At 62.9% G+C, this 16905-nt stretch carries 16 protein-coding genes; 9 read left to right on the forward strand and 7 right to left on the reverse strand.

Going from position 1 to position 16905, the window contains the following annotated elements; all coding sequences use genetic code 11:
* The 5 genes from radA to CBB91_RS08585 all read left to right on the forward strand — a co-directional run.
* Window positions 1-1153 (forward strand): DNA repair protein RadA (gene radA / locus CBB91_RS08565; protein ID WP_273013493.1); only part of this gene is annotated, 1153 nt, incomplete at its 5' end.
* Complete coding sequence (locus tag CBB91_RS08570; protein WP_035555607.1) at window positions 1146-1691, forward strand: CvpA family protein; 546 nt, start codon at window positions 1146-1148, stop codon at window positions 1689-1691. The genes radA and CBB91_RS08570, both read left to right, overlap by 8 nt.
* 40 nt (window positions 1692-1731) lie before the next feature.
* Window positions 1732-3183 carry an amidophosphoribosyltransferase gene (purF, locus tag CBB91_RS08575; protein WP_273013494.1) on the forward strand — a complete coding sequence of 484 codons (1452 nt, stop codon included), beginning with the start codon at window positions 1732-1734 and terminating at the stop codon, window positions 3181-3183.
* A 21-nt stretch (window positions 3184-3204) separates the two neighbouring features.
* Window positions 3205-3927, forward strand: a complete 723-nt coding sequence (locus CBB91_RS08580) for an SDR family NAD(P)-dependent oxidoreductase (RefSeq protein ID WP_273013495.1) — start codon at window positions 3205-3207, stop codon at window positions 3925-3927.
* 4 nt (window positions 3928-3931) lie between these two features.
* Window positions 3932-4411 carry a GNAT family N-acetyltransferase gene (locus tag CBB91_RS08585; protein WP_273013496.1) on the forward strand — a complete coding sequence of 160 codons (480 nt, stop codon included), beginning with the start codon at window positions 3932-3934 and terminating at the stop codon, window positions 4409-4411.
* Here CBB91_RS08585 and CBB91_RS08590 read toward each other — a convergent pair.
* The gene (locus tag CBB91_RS08590; protein ID WP_273013498.1) at window positions 4408-5010 is read right to left on the reverse strand and encodes a glutathione S-transferase N-terminal domain-containing protein; all 603 of its coding nucleotides are present in this window, start codon (window positions 5008-5010) and stop codon (window positions 4408-4410) included. The genes CBB91_RS08585 and CBB91_RS08590 overlap by 4 nt on opposite strands.
* 11 nt (window positions 5011-5021) lie before the next feature.
* Complete coding sequence (locus tag CBB91_RS08595; RefSeq protein ID WP_273013500.1) at window positions 5022-6038, reverse strand: 2'-deoxycytidine 5'-triphosphate deaminase; 1017 nt, start codon at window positions 6036-6038, stop codon at window positions 5022-5024.
* Window positions 6039-6103: 65 nt separating this feature from the next.
* Between CBB91_RS08595 and metZ the strand changes: the two genes are divergently transcribed.
* Window positions 6104-7306 (forward strand): O-succinylhomoserine sulfhydrylase, encoded by a 1203-nt coding sequence (gene metZ / locus CBB91_RS08600; protein WP_273013502.1) that lies wholly within the window; start codon window positions 6104-6106, stop codon window positions 7304-7306.
* Between the two features lie 25 nt (window positions 7307-7331).
* Window positions 7332-7748: a Co2+/Mg2+ efflux protein ApaG gene (gene apaG / locus CBB91_RS08605; protein ID WP_035555589.1), complete on the forward strand. Its 417-nt coding sequence runs from the start codon at window positions 7332-7334 to the stop codon at window positions 7746-7748.
* Window positions 7749-7754: 6 nt separating this feature from the next.
* On the opposite strand, the gene CBB91_RS08610 is transcribed toward apaG, so the two are convergent.
* The 5 genes from CBB91_RS08610 to CBB91_RS08630 form a co-directional block, all read right to left on the reverse strand.
* Window positions 7755-8498 carry a thioredoxin domain-containing protein gene (locus tag CBB91_RS08610; RefSeq protein WP_273013503.1) on the reverse strand — a complete coding sequence of 248 codons (744 nt, stop codon included), beginning with the start codon at window positions 8496-8498 and terminating at the stop codon, window positions 7755-7757.
* 98 nt (window positions 8499-8596) lie between these two features.
* Complete coding sequence (locus CBB91_RS08615; protein WP_273013505.1) at window positions 8597-9979, reverse strand: M48 family metalloprotease; 1383 nt, start codon at window positions 9977-9979, stop codon at window positions 8597-8599.
* Between the two features lie 92 nt (window positions 9980-10071).
* On the reverse strand, window positions 10072-11082 hold the full coding sequence (locus CBB91_RS08620; RefSeq protein WP_273013506.1) for an ABC transporter ATP-binding protein: 1011 nt from the start codon (window positions 11080-11082) through the stop codon (window positions 10072-10074).
* Window positions 11079-12632 carry an iron ABC transporter permease gene (locus CBB91_RS08625; RefSeq protein ID WP_273013507.1) on the reverse strand — a complete coding sequence of 518 codons (1554 nt, stop codon included), beginning with the start codon at window positions 12630-12632 and terminating at the stop codon, window positions 11079-11081. The genes CBB91_RS08620 and CBB91_RS08625 overlap by 4 nt, the downstream gene beginning before the upstream one ends.
* Window positions 12633-12698: 66 nt before the next feature.
* Window positions 12699-13772 carry an extracellular solute-binding protein gene (locus CBB91_RS08630; RefSeq protein WP_273013509.1) on the reverse strand — a complete coding sequence of 358 codons (1074 nt, stop codon included), beginning with the start codon at window positions 13770-13772 and terminating at the stop codon, window positions 12699-12701.
* 511 nt (window positions 13773-14283) lie between these two features.
* Between CBB91_RS08630 and thiO the strand changes: the two genes are divergently transcribed.
* Together thiO and CBB91_RS08640 are read left to right on the forward strand one after the other, a co-directional pair.
* Window positions 14284-15441 (forward strand): glycine oxidase ThiO, encoded by a 1158-nt coding sequence (gene thiO / locus CBB91_RS08635; RefSeq protein WP_273013511.1) that lies wholly within the window; start codon window positions 14284-14286, stop codon window positions 15439-15441.
* Between the two features lie 143 nt (window positions 15442-15584).
* On the forward strand, window positions 15585-16905 hold a 1321-nt coding region (locus tag CBB91_RS08640; RefSeq protein WP_273013513.1), incomplete at its 3' end, for an ATP-binding cassette domain-containing protein.

The raw sequence follows: 16905 nt of genomic DNA on the forward strand, positions 1-16905 counted from the left end.
CGTCGAGGAACTCGACCGCGTCTTCGGCGGGGGCATTGTGCCATCGTCCGCCACGTTGATCGGTGGCGATCCCGGCATCGGCAAATCGACCCTGCTGCTTCAGGTCGCCGCGCGCCTCGCCCGCAATGGCGTGAAGACGGTCTATGTCTCCGGCGAAGAAGCCGCCGCCCAGATCCAGGAGCGGGCCAAGCGCCTGAAAGTGGCCGAAAGCCCGGTAGACCTCGCGACCGAGACAGATCTGCGCAAGATCCTGTCTGCGCTGAAGGCCGCCAATCCGGACTTCGTGGTGATCGATTCCATCCAGACCATGTGGTCTGACAGCCTGGAAGCCGCGCCCGGCTCGGTCAGCCAGGTCCGCGCCTGCGCGCAGGAGCTGACCCGCTGGGCCAAAAAATCCGGCGCGGCGCTGGTCCTCGTTGGTCACGTTACCAAGGAAGGCAACATCGCCGGCCCGCGCGTGGTGGAACACATGGTCGATGCGGTTTTCTATTTCGAAGGCGAGCGCGGCCACCAGTTCCGAATCCTGCGCGCGGTGAAAAACCGGTTCGGCCCGACAGATGAAATCGGCATCTTCGAGATGCACCAATACGGCCTCGCCCCGGCAAAGGAGCCATCGGCCCTGTTCCTGTCCGCTGATGGGGACGCAGAGGGCGGCGCGGCCGTCTTTGCAGCGATGGAAGGCTCCCGCCCCGTACTGGCCGAAGTGCAGGCCCTTGTGGCCAAATCCGCCTATGGAACGCCTCGGCGCAGCGTTGTCGGCTGGGATGGTGGGCGCCTGGCCATGCTGCTGGCCGTGCTGGAGGCGCGCTGCGGCATCAGCCTTGCGGGCATGGATGTCTATCTCTCCGTCGCGGGCGGCTATCGCATCGGCGAACCGGCAGGTGACCTTGGTGCGGCGGCAGCCCTGCTAACCTCGCTTGCCGACATGCCGGTGCCAGAGCGCAGCGTGTTTTTCGGGGAAGTCGCCCTGTCCGGCGCCGTTCGCCCGGTGGCGCGGATGGAACAGCGCCTGAAGGAGGCTGCGCGCCTCGGCTTCACCCATGCCTATGTGCCGGAAGGCAGCCCGACTTCAGTCGATGGCTTGACGATCACCCCGATTAAACGGCTTATCGATCTTGCCCAACTTCTCGCCCCGGACGCCCAGAATGCTTGAGTCCATTACAGCTTTTGATGCCATTGCGGTCGCGGTCATCGTGATCTCCGCCATCATGGCGTTTGCCCGGGGCTTTTTGCGCGAAGTCGCCACGCTGGGCTCGTTTATCGCCGCCCTTGCCGCCGCATACTATGCCCGTCGTTTCTTTGCTGAACCGGTGCGCACGCTGGTGCCGGAAGGGGCAGACCCCGTGCTGGGCGATCTCGCCCTGGTCGTGTTCGCCTTCATCATAGTTTATGTCCTGGTCGCGTGGTTTGGTCAGCGCCTGTCGAAAAACATCCAGGGCGCGGAAGGCATCGGCATGTTCGACCATGTGGCCGGCCTGTTCTTCGGCATCGCACGCGGTGCCATCGCGCTGGTCTTTTTCGCGGTCCTGCTGAATCTGGCACTGGATGAAAGCCGCATCCCGGACTTCATCCTCAATTCCCTGACCTATCCACCGCTCGCCGAAATGGCCGACTATGTGAACGACAATGCGTCAAAAGTCGGAAAAGATGTGCAAGCTGCCCTTCCCTCGGCGGGCAAAACAGGGCAATAGGCCCTCGTCGCAGAACTGTCACTCAGGAGGTGCGTCTCAAATGGTCCTTTTCGATCATGATGACGACAAGCCCCGCGAGGAATGCGGCGTCTTCGGTATCTATGGAAATCATGAGGCCAGCCTGCTGACAGCGCTTGGTCTGCATGCCCTCCAGCATCGCGGGCAAGAAGCCTGCGGCATGATCACCTTTGACGGCAAGCGCTTCCCCTCGGAACGTCATTTGGGCATGGTAGGTGAGCATTTCGGGGGTGATCTCCGAACGCGCCTTCCGGGCCACGCCGCCATCGGTCACAACCGGTATTCCACGCAAGGCCGCACCATGTTGCGGAACGTGCAGCCGATCTTCGCAGATCTCGCCGGTGGCGGGTTCGCGGTGGCGCACAATGGCAACCTGACCAATTCCCGCAAATTGCGCCATGACCTCGTCAAGGACGGTGCGATCTTCCAGTCCACAATNGANACCGAAGTCATCCTGCACCTGGTCGCCCGCAGCACCGGCAAGAATTTCCTCGACCGGCTTGTGGACGCGCTCCAGAAAATCGAAGGCGGCTATGCGCTTGTCGGCCTGACCGGCAAGAAGCTGATCGGCGCCCGTGACCCGGTGGGCCTGCGTCCTCTGATCCTCGGCAAGCTGGGCGAGGCCTATGTGCTGGCGTCCGAAACCTGCGCGCTGGACATTATCGGCGCAGAGTTCGTGCGCGAAGTGGACAATGGCGAAATCGTCGTGATCAGCGACAAGGGTGTCGAATCCTATCGCTTCGCTGCCAAGCGCCCGACCAGCCCGTGCGTCTTCGAATATGTCTATTTCGCCCGTCCGGATTCCATCATGCAGGGCCGCTCCATCTATGAGGTGCGCCGCCGCATGGGCCATCAGCTGGCCGCGGAAACCCCGGCCGAGGCGGATGTGATCGTTCCCGTTCCGGATTCCGGCGTCCCGGCCGCGCTCGGCTTTTCCGAAGCGTCCGGCATCCCCTTCCAGATGGGCATCATCCGGAACCATTATGTCGGACGGACCTTCATCCAGCCGACCCAGACCGGTCGCCAGAGCGCCGTTTCCAAGAAGCACAGCCCGAACCGCGCCGTGCTGGAAGGCAAGCGCGTCATCCTGGTCGATGACTCCATCGTGCGTGGCAACACGTCGAAGAAGATCGTGCAAATGGTACGCGATGCCGGCGCGAAGGAAATCCATTTCCGCTCGGCCAGCCCGCCCATCGTGAACCCGGATTTCTACGGCATCGACATGGCGGCCAAATCCGAACTCTTCGCGGCGATCCACACGCACGAGGAAATGACGAATGAGCTGAAAGTCGACTCGCTCGGCTTCCTCTCCGTGCCCGGTCTCTACAAGGCCATCGGTGAGCCCGAACGCAACGCGATGCAGCCACAATTCTCAGACCATTGCTTCACGGGTGACTATCCGACCCTGTTGGTCGACAATGAACACGCCGAGTCCGACAAGGAACGCCAGCTCTCCCTGCTGGATGATGCCTAGCGGACCTGTAAAGGCTCCAGAATGACTGACACCCCCCGTCTCATCCTCGTCACCGGCGCGTCCCGTGGCATTGGCCGCGCCGCAGCGCTGGACCTTGCCCGTCAGGGCAACATTGTCATCGCCGTTGCGCGCTCGAAAGCTGCCCTGCAGAAACTGGATGACGAGATTCGCGCGCTCGGCAGCGAAGCCGTCCTTGTGCCGATGGATTTGAAAGACACCAAAGGCATCGAGACCCTCGGCAAGGTGATTGGCGAACGCTTCGGCCGCCTTGACGGGCTGGTCGCAAATGCCGGCATTCTGGGCACGCTCGGCCCGCTGGAGACATGCGGCCCACGCAGCTTCGAGGAAACGATTGCGACGAACCTCAATGCGAATTTCCACCTGATCCGCGCCCTGTCGCCCTGGCTGCACCAGTCAGATGCGCCGCGCGCCGTGTTCGTCACGTCCAGCGTCGCCCGCCATCCGCGCGCCTTCTGGGGCCCGTATCAGGCCGCCAAGGCCGGGCTGGAAGCGCTCGTCATCGGCTGGGCGGACGAAAACGAAAACATGAAGCTGCGCGCCAATATCTTCGATCCGGGCGGCACCCGTACCGGCATGCGCGCCGAGGCCATGCCNGGCGAAGACCCGATGACCCTTCCGACCCCGGAAGAAGTCGCGGCAGAAATGGTCAAGCTGGTCAGTCCGGACGAGACCCGCACCGGCGCCTGCGTCGTCTATCGCGAACTGGCCAAGGCAACAGGCTGATCGCGTGAGCGATCCCAACTATCCTGTCCGTTCTGCCACGCTGGAAGACCTGCCTGCGCTGAAAGCCTGCGAGCAAGGCATCATTGCGGCGGAGCGCCCGTATGATCATACGCTGAAGCCCGATCCGATCAGCTATTATGATCTCGGAGAACTCGTGCAGTCAGACGANGCAGAAGTCGCGGTGATCGAAATTGACGGAAACATCATCGCCACCGGCTACGCCCACAAGCGCCCGTCAAAAGCATATGTCGCGTCAGACCATCACGCCTATCTCGGTTTCATGTTCGTCCACCCGGATCATCGCGGCAGGGGATTGAACCGTGTCCTGATTGATCATCTGACTGAATGGGCCCGCACACGCGGACTGCCGGAACTGCGTCTTGAGGTTTACAGCAATAACGCNCCCGCCCTCCGCGCCTACGAGAAAACCGGCTTCAAGCCCTACATCACCGAGATGCGGCTGAATCTGGATGAACAGNCTTAGGCGGGCGGCTCGGTCAGGACAAAACTCTCGCGCCGGGAGATTTCGGAAAACCATTCCACGAGGNCCGGATGCGGCGCGCGCCAGTTCAGGTCCGGCAAGCGGAAGTCGAGATACCCAAGCGCGCAGGCATAACTGATCCGGCCAAGGTCGAAGCTCGCCTCATCCGCCTGGATGTCTTCGGCCATATCGTCCACGCCGCGATGAATGGCGGAAATCCACCGCGCCTGCCAGAACTCGGATTGCTGTTCCTCTGGCCTGCGGGATTCCATGACCAGGCTCAGCGCCGCGTCCAGAATGCCATCGCCCAGCGCCTGCGCTTTCAGCACGCTCCAGCGCCGCGCGCCATCCGCCGGCAGCAATGGCTCGCCGCCCGCCTGATGGTCGAGGTATTCACAGATCACCGGACTGTCGAAGAGGTGCGTTCCATCATCCAGCTCCAGCGCGGGTATCTTGCTGAGCGGATTGCCAATCCTTGTGGCCGCATTCTCCGCCATCGGATCCGCGCGTACCAACTCGACCGCATCTTGCAAGCCCTGCTCCATGATCAGCACCCGAACCTTTCGGGCATAGGGCGATGTTGCGGAATAATAGAGCTTCATGGCGTGCGCCTTCAGATACGGAAATGCTTGGAGAGCCTGAGGCCCTGCCCCTGATAGTTGGAGCCCTTGCCCCCATAGAGCCCCTTGGGCTTTGAGGCCATGCCCTCATAGATCAGCTTGGCGACCGGCTGGCCATGCTCCAGAATGAAGGGCACATCGCGTGAGCGCACTTCCAGCACGGCGCGGCTGCCACCGTCATTCATGCCGAAGCCCGGATCGAAAAAGCCGGCATAGTGCGCGCGAAACTCGCCCAGCTCTGGTGCAATCGGCGCCATCTCGGCCGCTTCCATCGCGCCAACCTTCACGGTTTCACGACTGACAAGGATGTAGAATTCTTCCGGGTTCAGAACAATTCGGCCGTCGCGTGGCCAGACTGGCTCCCAGAACTGGCTCGCCTCATGCGCCGCAAGGCCCCGCAGGTCCACGATCCCGGAATGGTGTTTGGCACGCCAGCCCACCGGCTGGTCGCCCTTCACTTCCAGGTCAATGGAAACGATTTTCTCTTTCAGGGTCTCCGGCTTCTTCCGCTTGAACCGGATCTGCGCCAGCCGGTCGCCCGGCCGCACCATGATGGGAAAGGTGCGCGGGCTGACCTCCAGATAGAGCGGCCCNGAATAGCCGGTTGGCACTTCGTCAAACGCGCGAGACCGATTGGTGACAAGGCGCGTGAACACGTCGATCCGCCCGGTGGAGCTTTTNGGATTGGCCCGCGCCGCGATGCCCGGCGGCAGGCGCAGCGATTCCATCAGCGGCACGAGATAGACGCACCCCGTCTCCAGAACCGCGCCCTCCTTGGTCAGGTCGATCCGGTGCATGTGAATGCCCGGCTCCTGAAGCATTTCGGCGACGGTGCGGTCCTTCCCCGGCAGGAAGCTGGCCCTCAGNCGATANGCNTCCTCGGCCAGACGCAGATCAAGGCTGGCNGGCTGAACCTGTCCCTCGTCCAGAGGCAGGTCAAACCGGATCGCCTCCCCGCGCACCAGCGCCTCGATTTCCTGATCAGACAATACACCCGAATCGTCGGCCATCACTTGCACCCCTTACCTTCTCAGGCATAAGACGCACTTCAGGAAACACAAGGGACCAACCTGACATGGCAGACGCACCGGGCGAGAACGCAAAGAAGGGCTGGAAGCCCGCCACACAAGCTGTGCGCGGCGGCCTCATGCGGTCCGAGCATGGCGAGATCTCCGAAGCCCTCTACCTGACCTCCGGGTATTCCTATGACAGCGCCGAACAGGCCATGCGCCGCATGGCGGGCGAAGAGGACGGATTCGTCTACTCCCGCTATGGCAGCCCGACNTGNGAAATGCTGCAGCAGCGCCTCGCCCTGATCGAAGGGGCAGAGACTTGCCGCGTCGCTGCGTCCGGCATGGGCGCGATTTCCACGGCCATCCTCGCCCCGCTGAAAGCAGGTGACCGCGTTGTGGCCGCCACCGCCCTGTTCGGTTCGTGCCGCTGGATCATCGCCAACCAGATGCCGAAATTTGGCATCGAGACGGTGTTCGTCGATGGCGCAGACCTTGAGGCCTGGGAACGTGAGATCGCCAAGGGCTGCCAGCTCGTGCTGATCGAAAGCCCGGCCAATCCCCTGCTGGATGGGGTCGACATCGAAGCCGTGGCCAAACTCTGCAAGGCGGCCGGCGCGACGCTGGTCGTCGACAACGTGTTCGCCACACCGATCCTTCAGAAACCGCTGGAGCTCGGCGCGGATGTCGTCGTCTACTCAACCACCAAGCATATGGACGGACAGGGCCGCGTCATGGGCGGAGCCATCCTGTGTGATTCTGCGCGGATGGAAGAAATCTATGATCCGTGGCTGCGCCATCTCGGCCCGGCGGCCTCGCCGTTCAACGCCTGGGTCGTGCTGAAGGGGCTCGAAACGCTGAAGCTGCGCGTGGACCAGCAGACCCGCAATGCGGCGCGCCTCGCCGATGTGATCGCGGACCATCCGGCCATTGCCGCTGTGCGCTATCCACACCGCGAGGATCATCCGCACTACGAAATCCACAAGCGCCAGATGAGCGCAGGCGGNACGATGATCGCCTTNTCGCTGAAAGGCAGTCAGGCCGAAGCATTCAAATTCCTGAACGCGCTGGAGCTGGTCGATATCTGCAACAATCTCGGCGACACCAAGACGCTGGCCTGCCACCCCTCCTCCACCACACACCGCGCGCTGAGCGATGACGAGCAGGCTTCAATGGGCCTCGACCGCAGCTGGATCCGCATGTCCGTGGGATTGGAAGATTCTGACGATCTTGTAATGGATTTGACGCGCGCCCTTAACAGTGTGTGAACGAATTGGATTGAATTTTACCTAAATGGGCAGACGGGTTCCTCCTCCACAGTATGAGCATGTAACGGATGGCGTGCGCATTCGCGTTCGCCCGAAATTCATGCACGACGAGTCAGAGCCCGCCCGCGCGCGCTTCATGTGGTCCTATACGGTCGATGTGGAGAATGAGAGCGAACAGACCTGGACCATCGTCCGGCGGCATTGGCGCATTGTCGATGCCGAGGGGCGTCGGCAGGAAGTGGATGGCGACGGCGTGATCGGCCAGACGCCGACGCTCGGCCCTGGTGAACGTTTCAGCTATACGTCCGGCGCGCCGCTGGCTGCGCCCTCCGGCATCATGGGGGGCACCTATGATCTGGAAGGCGAGGATGGCCGCGTGCTGATCGCCACCATCCCCATGTTTTCCCTGGACAGCCCGTACGAAACGTCGCTGCCCTCCTGATCCGGCCTAGCCTTTCAGGCCTTCCTTGATCAGTTCGTTNACGCGGTCACGATTGGCGCCTTCAATGAACTCATTGCCGATGAAGAAGCTTGGCGTCGCTTCCACGCCCAGCGTCCNGGCCAGCTGTTTTGAATCAGCCAGCTTGCGCTGAATATCCATAGACTTCATGTCCGCCCGCATCTTCTGGACGTTCATTCCGACGTCTTCTGCAACCTCGTCGAGCTTGGCTTCGGTCAGGTCGTTATTGTTCTTGATGTCCATCAGCGCGAGATGGAACTCAAGGTACTTGTCCTGCTTGCCTGCGGCCAGCGCGGCGAGGGAAGCNGTNTCGCTGATGCCGCCAAAGATCGGCAATTCCTTGAACACAACNCGCACATTGCCATCATACTCTTTCGGCAAGGCCTGGATCCAGTCGGTGGAGCGTTTGCACCAGCCNCAGCGATAATCGAAGAACTCGACCACGGTGATCTCAGCATCTGCCGGGCCGATCGAATAGTCGCCCGGATTGTTGTAGATCGCATCGAAATTGCTCGCGATGGCCTGTTGCGCCTCCGCTGAGGCAGCCGCTTTCTGTTTGGCNGCCAGCTTGATCAGCGCTTCCTCGATGATCTCCGGATTATCCAGAATGTACTCGCGTACGACCTGTTCCATCGCTTCGCGGTCCGCCGCGGCNGGGGCGGAATTGTCGGCGCAGGCAGTCAACGCAAGGGCGGAGCCAGCGGCCATCATCGAGGTCAGTTTGAAATTCATGCGGAATGCTTCCTGTTCACAGGTCAGAGGGATTTGCCGTCACATATACGGCGTCGGCGCGTCGCGTCCATCCGGCCTGACGCAAAGTTGATCGCTGGCTATTGGGCCGAGAATGAAAGGCGCGGCCCGCGGCGATACATGTCGCGATTGTCGGGATTGTTGGCGTCTGTCACCAGCAGGATGTCGTCTGCGCGGCGATAGTCCGGCGTGCCCGGCTCCAGGCTTTGCACAGCGAAGTGCGCAAATCGGTTGGCACGCACAATATCTCCTACCGCATAGGCAGACTCCGCCGTTGCCAGCTGCGCNTCGGCGCGGCGCCCCTGCTTTTCGTAGGTGATGGCCAATTGGGCCCAGGCGAACGCATTGTTCGGCTCTGCCAGCAGTGCATCGCGCAACGCCTTTTCCGCAGTGTCCACATCGCCCGGCTCATCCCGTGCGTTCAGGGAGCGCGCCAGATTGATGAGCAGCAGCGGCTGGCCCGGCTTCAGCTCCAGCGAGCGGGCATGAGGCGCAACAGATTCTGCAGCCCGGCCACTCTCGAACAGGATCTGGCCTTTCAGCTCCCAGTAATAAGGGTTCTCGGGGTCTTCCTCGACCAGTGTTTCGACCTGTTCCAGCGCGCGATTGATGTCAGAGGCCTGCATTGCCGCGATGGCNCGGGCATAGCGCGCAGGCTGGCTCTGGTCGCTGGCGGGATACTCCCGCGCCACCTTGTTCGGCGTGTCCAGAAACCCGATCAGCTTGGCGCGCATCATCTCGTACTGGCGCTGCTCAACATCCGTCGGCGGCAAATCCATCAAGCCGGTTTCCTCGGCCAGCATCCGCACATTGCGGATACGGTCAGAGGCCANCGGGTGCGCCCNAAANTATGGATAGCGACGCGCGCTGGACAGCACTTCCTGATAACGGAAATTCTCGAAGAATTCGACGATGCCGCGCGGTGACTGGCCCAGCTGGGTCAGGTATTCCACTGCGGCGGCATCCGCCATCGCCTCTTCAGAACGCGTATGCGTGAAGAAGTTCAGCGCCGCGAATTGCTGCGACGATCCGATNAGCGCTGCACCTGCACCGCCCTCTCCGGCGGCCATTGCCAGAATNCCNAGGCCGATGGAAAGCAGCGCCGGACGCATCGCCACGCCAGCAGCGCGCGACCGGCTGACCGAGTGGCCACAGGCGATGTGACACGTCTCATGACCGATCACGCCCTTGATCTGCAGCGAGGAATCCGCCGCGATGATCAGGCCGGTGTGGATATGAATGTTCTGGCCATTCGCCACAAAGGCGTTCAGCGACGGGTCATTGATCAGGTAAAGGCCAACATCATTCGGCTGCAGGCCCGCAACCTCCAGGATCGGATCGGTCCAGTCCCGCAAGGTTTCCTCGATCTCCGCATCGCGGATCAGGCTTTGCGCCGTTGCACTCGCAGCCATCAAGGCGGCCAGGGCAGCCGTTGCNGCCAGTTTCAGGATATTCCGCGCCATTCAGAGCGCCTCCTGTTGATTACATCTACATCCCTGATTTTATGGGACGCATATCCGGATGGCGAGGGATTCCTCGCACTCTAACGGAAATGTCAGGAATCTGCTGACTGGAAGATGAATGTCAATGCGGGGTCCAGCCGGATGCCGATCTCTGCACCAGCCTTCGGCGCTGTCATCCGCGGCACCAGCGCGACCAGCTCNTGTCCCGCACAATCCAGCAGCAATCGGCAGAGCGGCCCGGTCAGCTGGCTGGTCACCACCGTCGCCCGCACAGGCGAGGTNTCGTCCTGAACGACGCCCTCGGGCCGGACGACCAGTTCCGATCCCGCCGGCACGGCCTGCCCCGTCAGGCCCGCAGGCATATCCGGCCCGGCGATGCGACTGACCGGCCCCAGCGCAGCCGCAATCGCGGCGCTGTCCGGTTTCAGGTAAACATCACGCGCCAACCCCTGCTGCAACAGGCGCCCGCCTTGCAGAATGGCAATCGCATCGGAGCTTTCCAGNGCCTCGGTCGGGTCATGCGTCACCAGAAGGGCCGGAATGCCAGCCNCCCGGATGGCNGCCAGCGCCGTGTCGCGCACGCTGCCCCGCANGGCCGGGTCGAGGCCGGAGAACGGCTCGTCCATCAGGATCGCTGCAGGCTCAGGTGCCAGCGCGCGGGCAATGGCGACGCGCTGCTGCTCCCCGCCGGACAATTCATGCGGATAGGCATCGGCCCGGCCCGTAAGGCCCAGACGCGCCAGCCACTCCGCTGCGATCGTTCTGGCCGCNGCCTTGCCACGGGATTTCAGACCGAAGGCCACATTCTGCGCCGCCGTCAGATGCGGGAACAGNGCGAAATCCTGAAAGATCAGCCCGATGCGGCGCTTCTCTGCTGGCACCGTCTTTCCGGGCGCAGACAACATCTGGTCCCCAAGTCGGATCTCGCCCTCGTCCAGAGGCTCGAGACCGGCAAACAGGCGCAATAGCGTGGACTTGCCCGCGCCCGATCCGCCGAGCAATGCCGTGATCTTTCCCGGCTCCAGATCGAGGCTCACCCCGTTTACAACCGTGGACACGCCATAGCGGCGGGAAACGTTGCGGGCCGTCAGGTGNACGCTCATTCCGCATCCCCCGGACGCGAACGGCTCAGCCGCCAAGACAACAGGATCACGGGCAACAGGCCCGCCAGTGTGATCAGCAGCGAGGGCAGCGCCGCCGCCGCCAGCCGCTCATCCGTGGCNTAGGCGTTCGCCCGCACGGACAGGGTGTCCCAATTGAACGGCCGCAACATCAAGGTCGCGGGCAGCTCTTTCAGGGACTCAACAAACANGATCAGCGCACCAGCCATGGCGCCTGATAGCGCGACCGGCAGGTCAACGGAAACCGCCCGGCGCAGCGGCGATGCGCCGAGGCTTTCCGCGGCATAGCCCATTGAGGCAGGTGCCCGGCCCAGCGCAGCCACCATCGGTTCGGCGCCAGAAGTGGTGAACCTGCTGGCATAGACCCAGGCCAGCGCAAAAATCGCCCCTGCCCCGGTCAGCGTCAGGCCCAATTGNCCCATCACGATCAGCGCGCCGAGTGCCAGAACCGCACCCGGAATGGCATAGCCCGTTGACGCCATCAGCCGGGCAAATCCTGCGACCAGGCCGCTCTGGCGAACGGTCAGTGCGATCACCAGCGCCAGCACGAAGGCCAGCGCCGCGCCAGAGCCCGCCAGGATCAGCGTGTTGAACAACGCCCGCCCGATGGGCGCGATGCTGTCGCGGGATTCCATCACCAGCCAGACAAGTCGCGACACAGGCAGAACAAAAGCGACAAGGAAGATCAGGCCGCACAAGGCGCTNGCCGCCAGACCCGCGCCGAGCGGNAACCGCGCGCGGGACACTGTGCGCCAGCGCGTTGAGCTCTGCTGGCTGCCCGCCCGGCCGCGTGTGTAGCGTTCGGCAAGGATGAGCCCGATCACGATGGCCACAAGCACCANNGCCAGTCGCGCCGCCGCGGCCGGTTCGCCGAAGCTCTGCCAGGCCCGCACGATGCCGAAGGTCAGCGTCGGCACGCCCAGATACTCCGCCGCGCCATAATCCGCCGCGGCCTCCATCAGGGCGAGCGCGAGACCGGCGGCAATNGCCGGGCGCGCGGCTGGCAGGGCAACNTGCCAGAAACGCCGGAAGCTGCTGGCGCCNAGGCTGCGTGCAGCTTCGAGTGCGCANACCGATTGCGAGACAAAGGCGGCCCGCGCCGTGAGATAGACATAAGGATACAAGGCACAGGTCAGCACGAAGGCAAGCCCCGGCAGGTTGCGCATATCCGGAAACCAATAGTCCCGCGCCGACAAGCCCGTCACATCCCGGATGGCNACCTGAAACGGCCCCATCAGNCCCATAAGATCTGCATAGGCATAGGCCAGCACATAACCCGGCGCAGCCAGGGGAAGGATGAGCAACCATTCGAACACGCCGCGCCCCGGAAACTGGTACATGGTCACCAGCCAGGCCGCCGGAACNGCCGTGATCAGGATCATGATCCCCGTCAGGGCCANCATGCCGAGCGTGCCGCCGGTATAGCCGACCAACAGCGTGTCGCGGATATGGCTCCACGCATCGCCGCCACCATTCACCAGTCCGGCAATCAGCGTCACGAAGACCGGCACCGCAATGATCAGGCCCGCCATCAAGGCGGGCCCGTCAACGCTTCTGAACCGAAAGCTTCGAATGTCGCTCAAACTGGTCAAATGAAATCAGTTCCAGCCAGCCCGGTCATAAATGGCTTGTGCCCGTGCCTGNTTTTCCCCCAGCGTNTTGAGCGGGAANACACTTTCCTTGAAGTCTGANGGCAAGCGCTCAAGACCNACCGGCATCTCTGCGCCCTCGACCAGCGGGATCTCCTTGGTCTCTGTGGTCAGCAGGAACTGCCCCTCTTCCCCGGACAGCCATTCGATGAACTGGATCGCCGCTTCCTTATGCGGCGCATTGGCGGCNACGCCTGCACCTGTCACGTTCACATGCGTGCCCCAGCTATCCTGCTGCGGGAAGGACANCATGGTCTTTTCTACCGTGTTGCGCTGGGTGTCGGAGCCTTGGGTCATACGCACCCAATAATAGTGATTGACGAGCGCGACGGAACACTGACCTGCAGCAATTGCCTCGATCTGGGTTGTGTCACCGCCTTGCGGCTGGCGGGCGAAATTCGCCACAACGCTGCGCGCCCAGGCCGCCGCTGTTTCCTCGCCCAGCCGGTCNACCAGNTCGCCCATCAGGGAAAGATTGTAAATGTTCGTGCTGGAACGCATGCAGACCTCGCCTTCAAAGGCCGCACTCGCAAGGTCGGCATATTCGTCTACTTGGTCGGGCTGAACACGGTCCGGATCGTAAACGATTACGCGCAAGCGCTTGGCGAGGCCGAACCAGTGCCCCTCCGGATCACGGAAATGCTCTGGAATGCGCTCGGACAGCACATCCGAATCCACCGGCTGCATCAGGCCTGCGTCCATGAACCGGTAAAGTGTGCCAGCATCGGACGAAAGAATGACGTCCGCGGGACTGTTGTCCCCCTCATTCTTCATCGCCTCAAGCAATTCGGCCGCACCGGATTCGCGGAANCGGACGCGAATGCCGGTCTCCTCCTCGAATTTCCGGTACATCTCCTTGTCGGAATCATAGTGCCGCGCCGAATATACATTCAGCACGCCCGCAGGCTCTGCCGGCGCAGTGGCCTCTGGCGCAACCGCTGCAGGTTCGGACGGTTCTTCAGTCGGCCCGCCACACGCAGCAACAAACGCGACGGCAGCAGCCAGAGGTGTATACCATTTCATGGAACCTACTTTCCTTCTCGAGCATTGATGGTCCGTTGAAACACACTTGAGAATGGATCGCAACAAAGAGATGCGCGACCTTTTTGCCCGAATTTTGCACATCTGAACGGAAAATCCGAAAGAGTCTCAAAACGGCTATGCTGCGCCGCAATATTTGAGGTAGAAGGGTTTNATACAAACAAACTCCACTTTTGTGGATATAAAGCCTGANGGTTGGGGAAAAAATGAACGACATTGTCTTGGATCTGGACTTGGGATCGCCTGAAGAAGACGCCCTTTTGTCTATCGTGCTGGACTCCTTCATTACCGAACAACTTTCTCACGATCTGGACGAAGCGCCTCAGATGATGGTGCGCACGGCATTCCGCCCCAGCGGACAGATGTGCAAGGAAGTCGTCTTCCAGAGCCGCAAATGGGCAGACGCCTTCAAATCCTACTGGGAAGTCCAGAAAATGCAGGCCANCGCGGCCTGAGCATTCATTTCTGCAATTCTATCGCCTAGATAGCGCGCATGACCTGCGCCGCTGCCAATTCCTCANATCCCCGCATTGCCATTGCAGGCGCAGGCATCATCGGGCTGAGCTGCGCGCTGGAACTTGCCCGGCGCGGCGCATCCGTCACCCTGTATGATCCGAACCCGCCCGGACGCGGCGCCAGCTGGGCCGCCGCCGGCATGATCGCCCCGGCCTTCGAAGCGGCCAGCGAAGAGGGCGTTCATCCGCGCCTGTTCGATCTTTGCCTTGAAAGCGCAGGTCTCTGGCCGGATTTCGCNGANCAGCTGGANCGCGAGAGCGGCCAGTCCGTCGGCTATGCNCCCGGCCCCTCGCTCGCTGTCGCCGCAGATGAGGCCACGGCCAAACATCTGGACGGCATTCTGGAAACGCTTCAGGCCCGCGCCCTGCCCGGCGACCGGTTGGACATCGCCGCCGCCCGCGCCATCGAGCCTGCCCTCTCCCCGGATTTGTGCGGNGCCCTGCGNCTCCAGACCGATGGCCATGTGAACAATCGCGCNGTCGTNTCTGCGCTGATCTCGGTCTGCGAACGCCATCCCGCCATCACACTCGAAGCCACCGCCGCGCCGCTCCANNCCNCCGGCAGCACNCTGGCCATCGACGGCCATGACCTGTTGCTCGTCACCGCCGGCTGGCAGAGCGCNGCGCTGAAGGTGAGCGAACACGGCAAACAATTCAGCCTCGTGAATTGGGAAACCNCGCTGGACGAGATCGANACGTTTGGCGGGCAGATGCTGTCCGTAGAACGTCGCGCCGACCATCCTGACACGACGCTGCGCGCCGGGCCGATCTATATGGTGCCGCGTGGNCGNGAACTGGTCATTGGCGCCACGATGGAGCCGGGCCGCACNACGGGCATGCCGAACACGGATGATATTGCCGCGCTCCTGTCGCGCGCGGCGACCATCGTGCCCTCGCTGGCCGATGCGCGGATCGCCTCGACCTGGTCCGGCGTTCGCCCCGGNACGCCAGACCTCGCGCCCTTCCTCGGCCGCACGCGCCAGCCGAACATGTTTGTTGCCGCAGGCCACTATCGCAATGGCATCCTGCTGACCCCGATCACCGCCCGCATCATCGCAGACCTGATGCTGGGGGAACGCACACATGCGCTCGCCGACGCATTCGCACCAAACCGGAAATTGCCCGCGCAGGCCTGATTTCCCTTGAACTGCGCGGCATAATGCGTATGTAGACGCCTCGATCCGCAGAGACACCATCCCGAGATAACTGGAGGCCAGAGACATGGATTACGCAAAGCCCACCGCTTCGCTCTCCCTTTCCATGATGATCCGGCCTGCCCATGTCTTCTCTTCTCACGCTCGATTCCCTTTCCCTCACCACGCCTGACGGCACCCCGCTCTTTGACGGGTTGAGCCTGTCGCTTGGCCGCGAACGCATTGGCCTTGTCGGGCGCAATGGCTGTGGCAAGTCCACANTGCTGCGCGCGATTGCCGGCGAGGTCACGCCCGCGCGCGGNACGCTGTCCGTACACGCCCGGCTGGGCCGNCTNGCCCAGATTGCCGATGAGTCGCTGACCCTCAGCGAAACCCTCGGNGTGGCGGAAGACCTTGCCCGGCTCGCGCGTCTGGCGGCGGGCGATGGCACACTGGAAGATGCTGAGCTGGCCGACTGGACGCTGGAAGCCCGGCTGGAAGAGACCCTCGCCTCTACCGGCCTGCGCGACATGCCGCTTGATACCCCCATGTCACAGCTCAGCGGCGGCGAACGCACACGCGTNATGATCGCCCGCCTGCTTCTGGAACAGCCGGACATCCTGCTGCTGGACGAGCCGACGAACAATCTTGATACGGACGGGCGGCGCGCCATCGCCGACCTGCTCGCCCAGTGGCGCGGCGGCGCACTCATCGCCAGTCATGACCGGGCCCTGCTGGAACAGGTCGACCGGATCGTGGAACTGACCCCCATCGGCGTCACGATCTTCGGTGGGGGCTGGAGCGCCTTTCGCGAAGCGCGCGACGCAGCCCGCGCCCAGGCCGAAGCCGACCTCACCCGCTCCGCCGGTGCCCTCAAGCGTGCCGAGACAGACGCCCAGCGCGCCCGCGAGAAACAGGACCGGCGGGAAAAGCTGGGCCGGGCGACCCGCGCGCGCGGATCCCAGCCAAAGCTCGTGCTGAATGCCCGAGCCGAACGCGCCGAACACACATCTGCCCGCGGCGACCACCTCGCCGGACGCCTGATTGGCGAAGCCGCAGACGCCTTCGACGCTGCGCGCGCAAAGGTCGAGATCACCGCGCCCATCTCGATGGATGTGCCACACATAGACCTGCCCCATTCGAAAGACATTCTCCGCATAAAGGACGCCGTCGCCGCCTTCGGGGATCGCCACCTGTTCGGCCCGCTCTCGTTTGAGCTGCGCGGCCCCCGGCGCGTCGCCATCTCCGGCCCCAATGGCTCCGGCAAGTCCACGCTGATGCGAATGATCCTCGGCGAAATCCCCCCCGTCTCCGGCACGGTCGAGACGCTGACGCCGCGCATCGCCCGGCTGGACCAGCATGTCAGCCTTCTGCCGCGTGAAGGCTCCATCCTCGACGCGCTCCACGCCGTGCAGCCGCATCTCAGCCGCAACGCGGCCCATGCCGCGCTCGCCCGCTTTGCCTTCC

The sequence above is a fragment of the Hyphomonas sp. TMED31 genome (assembly GCF_002172815.1).
GTDB classification, from domain to species: Bacteria; Pseudomonadota; Alphaproteobacteria; order Caulobacterales; family Hyphomonadaceae; genus Hyphomonas; species Hyphomonas atlantica.

Coding starts and splice junctions, on each gene's coding strand:
- apaG (WP_035555589.1), top strand. CDS start 7,332: ATGGGCAGACGGGTTCCTCCTCCACAGTATGAGCATGTAACGGATGGC.
- CBB91_RS08570 (WP_035555607.1), top strand. CDS start 1,146: ATGCTTGAGTCCATTACAGCTTTTGATGCCATTGCGGTCGCGGTCATC.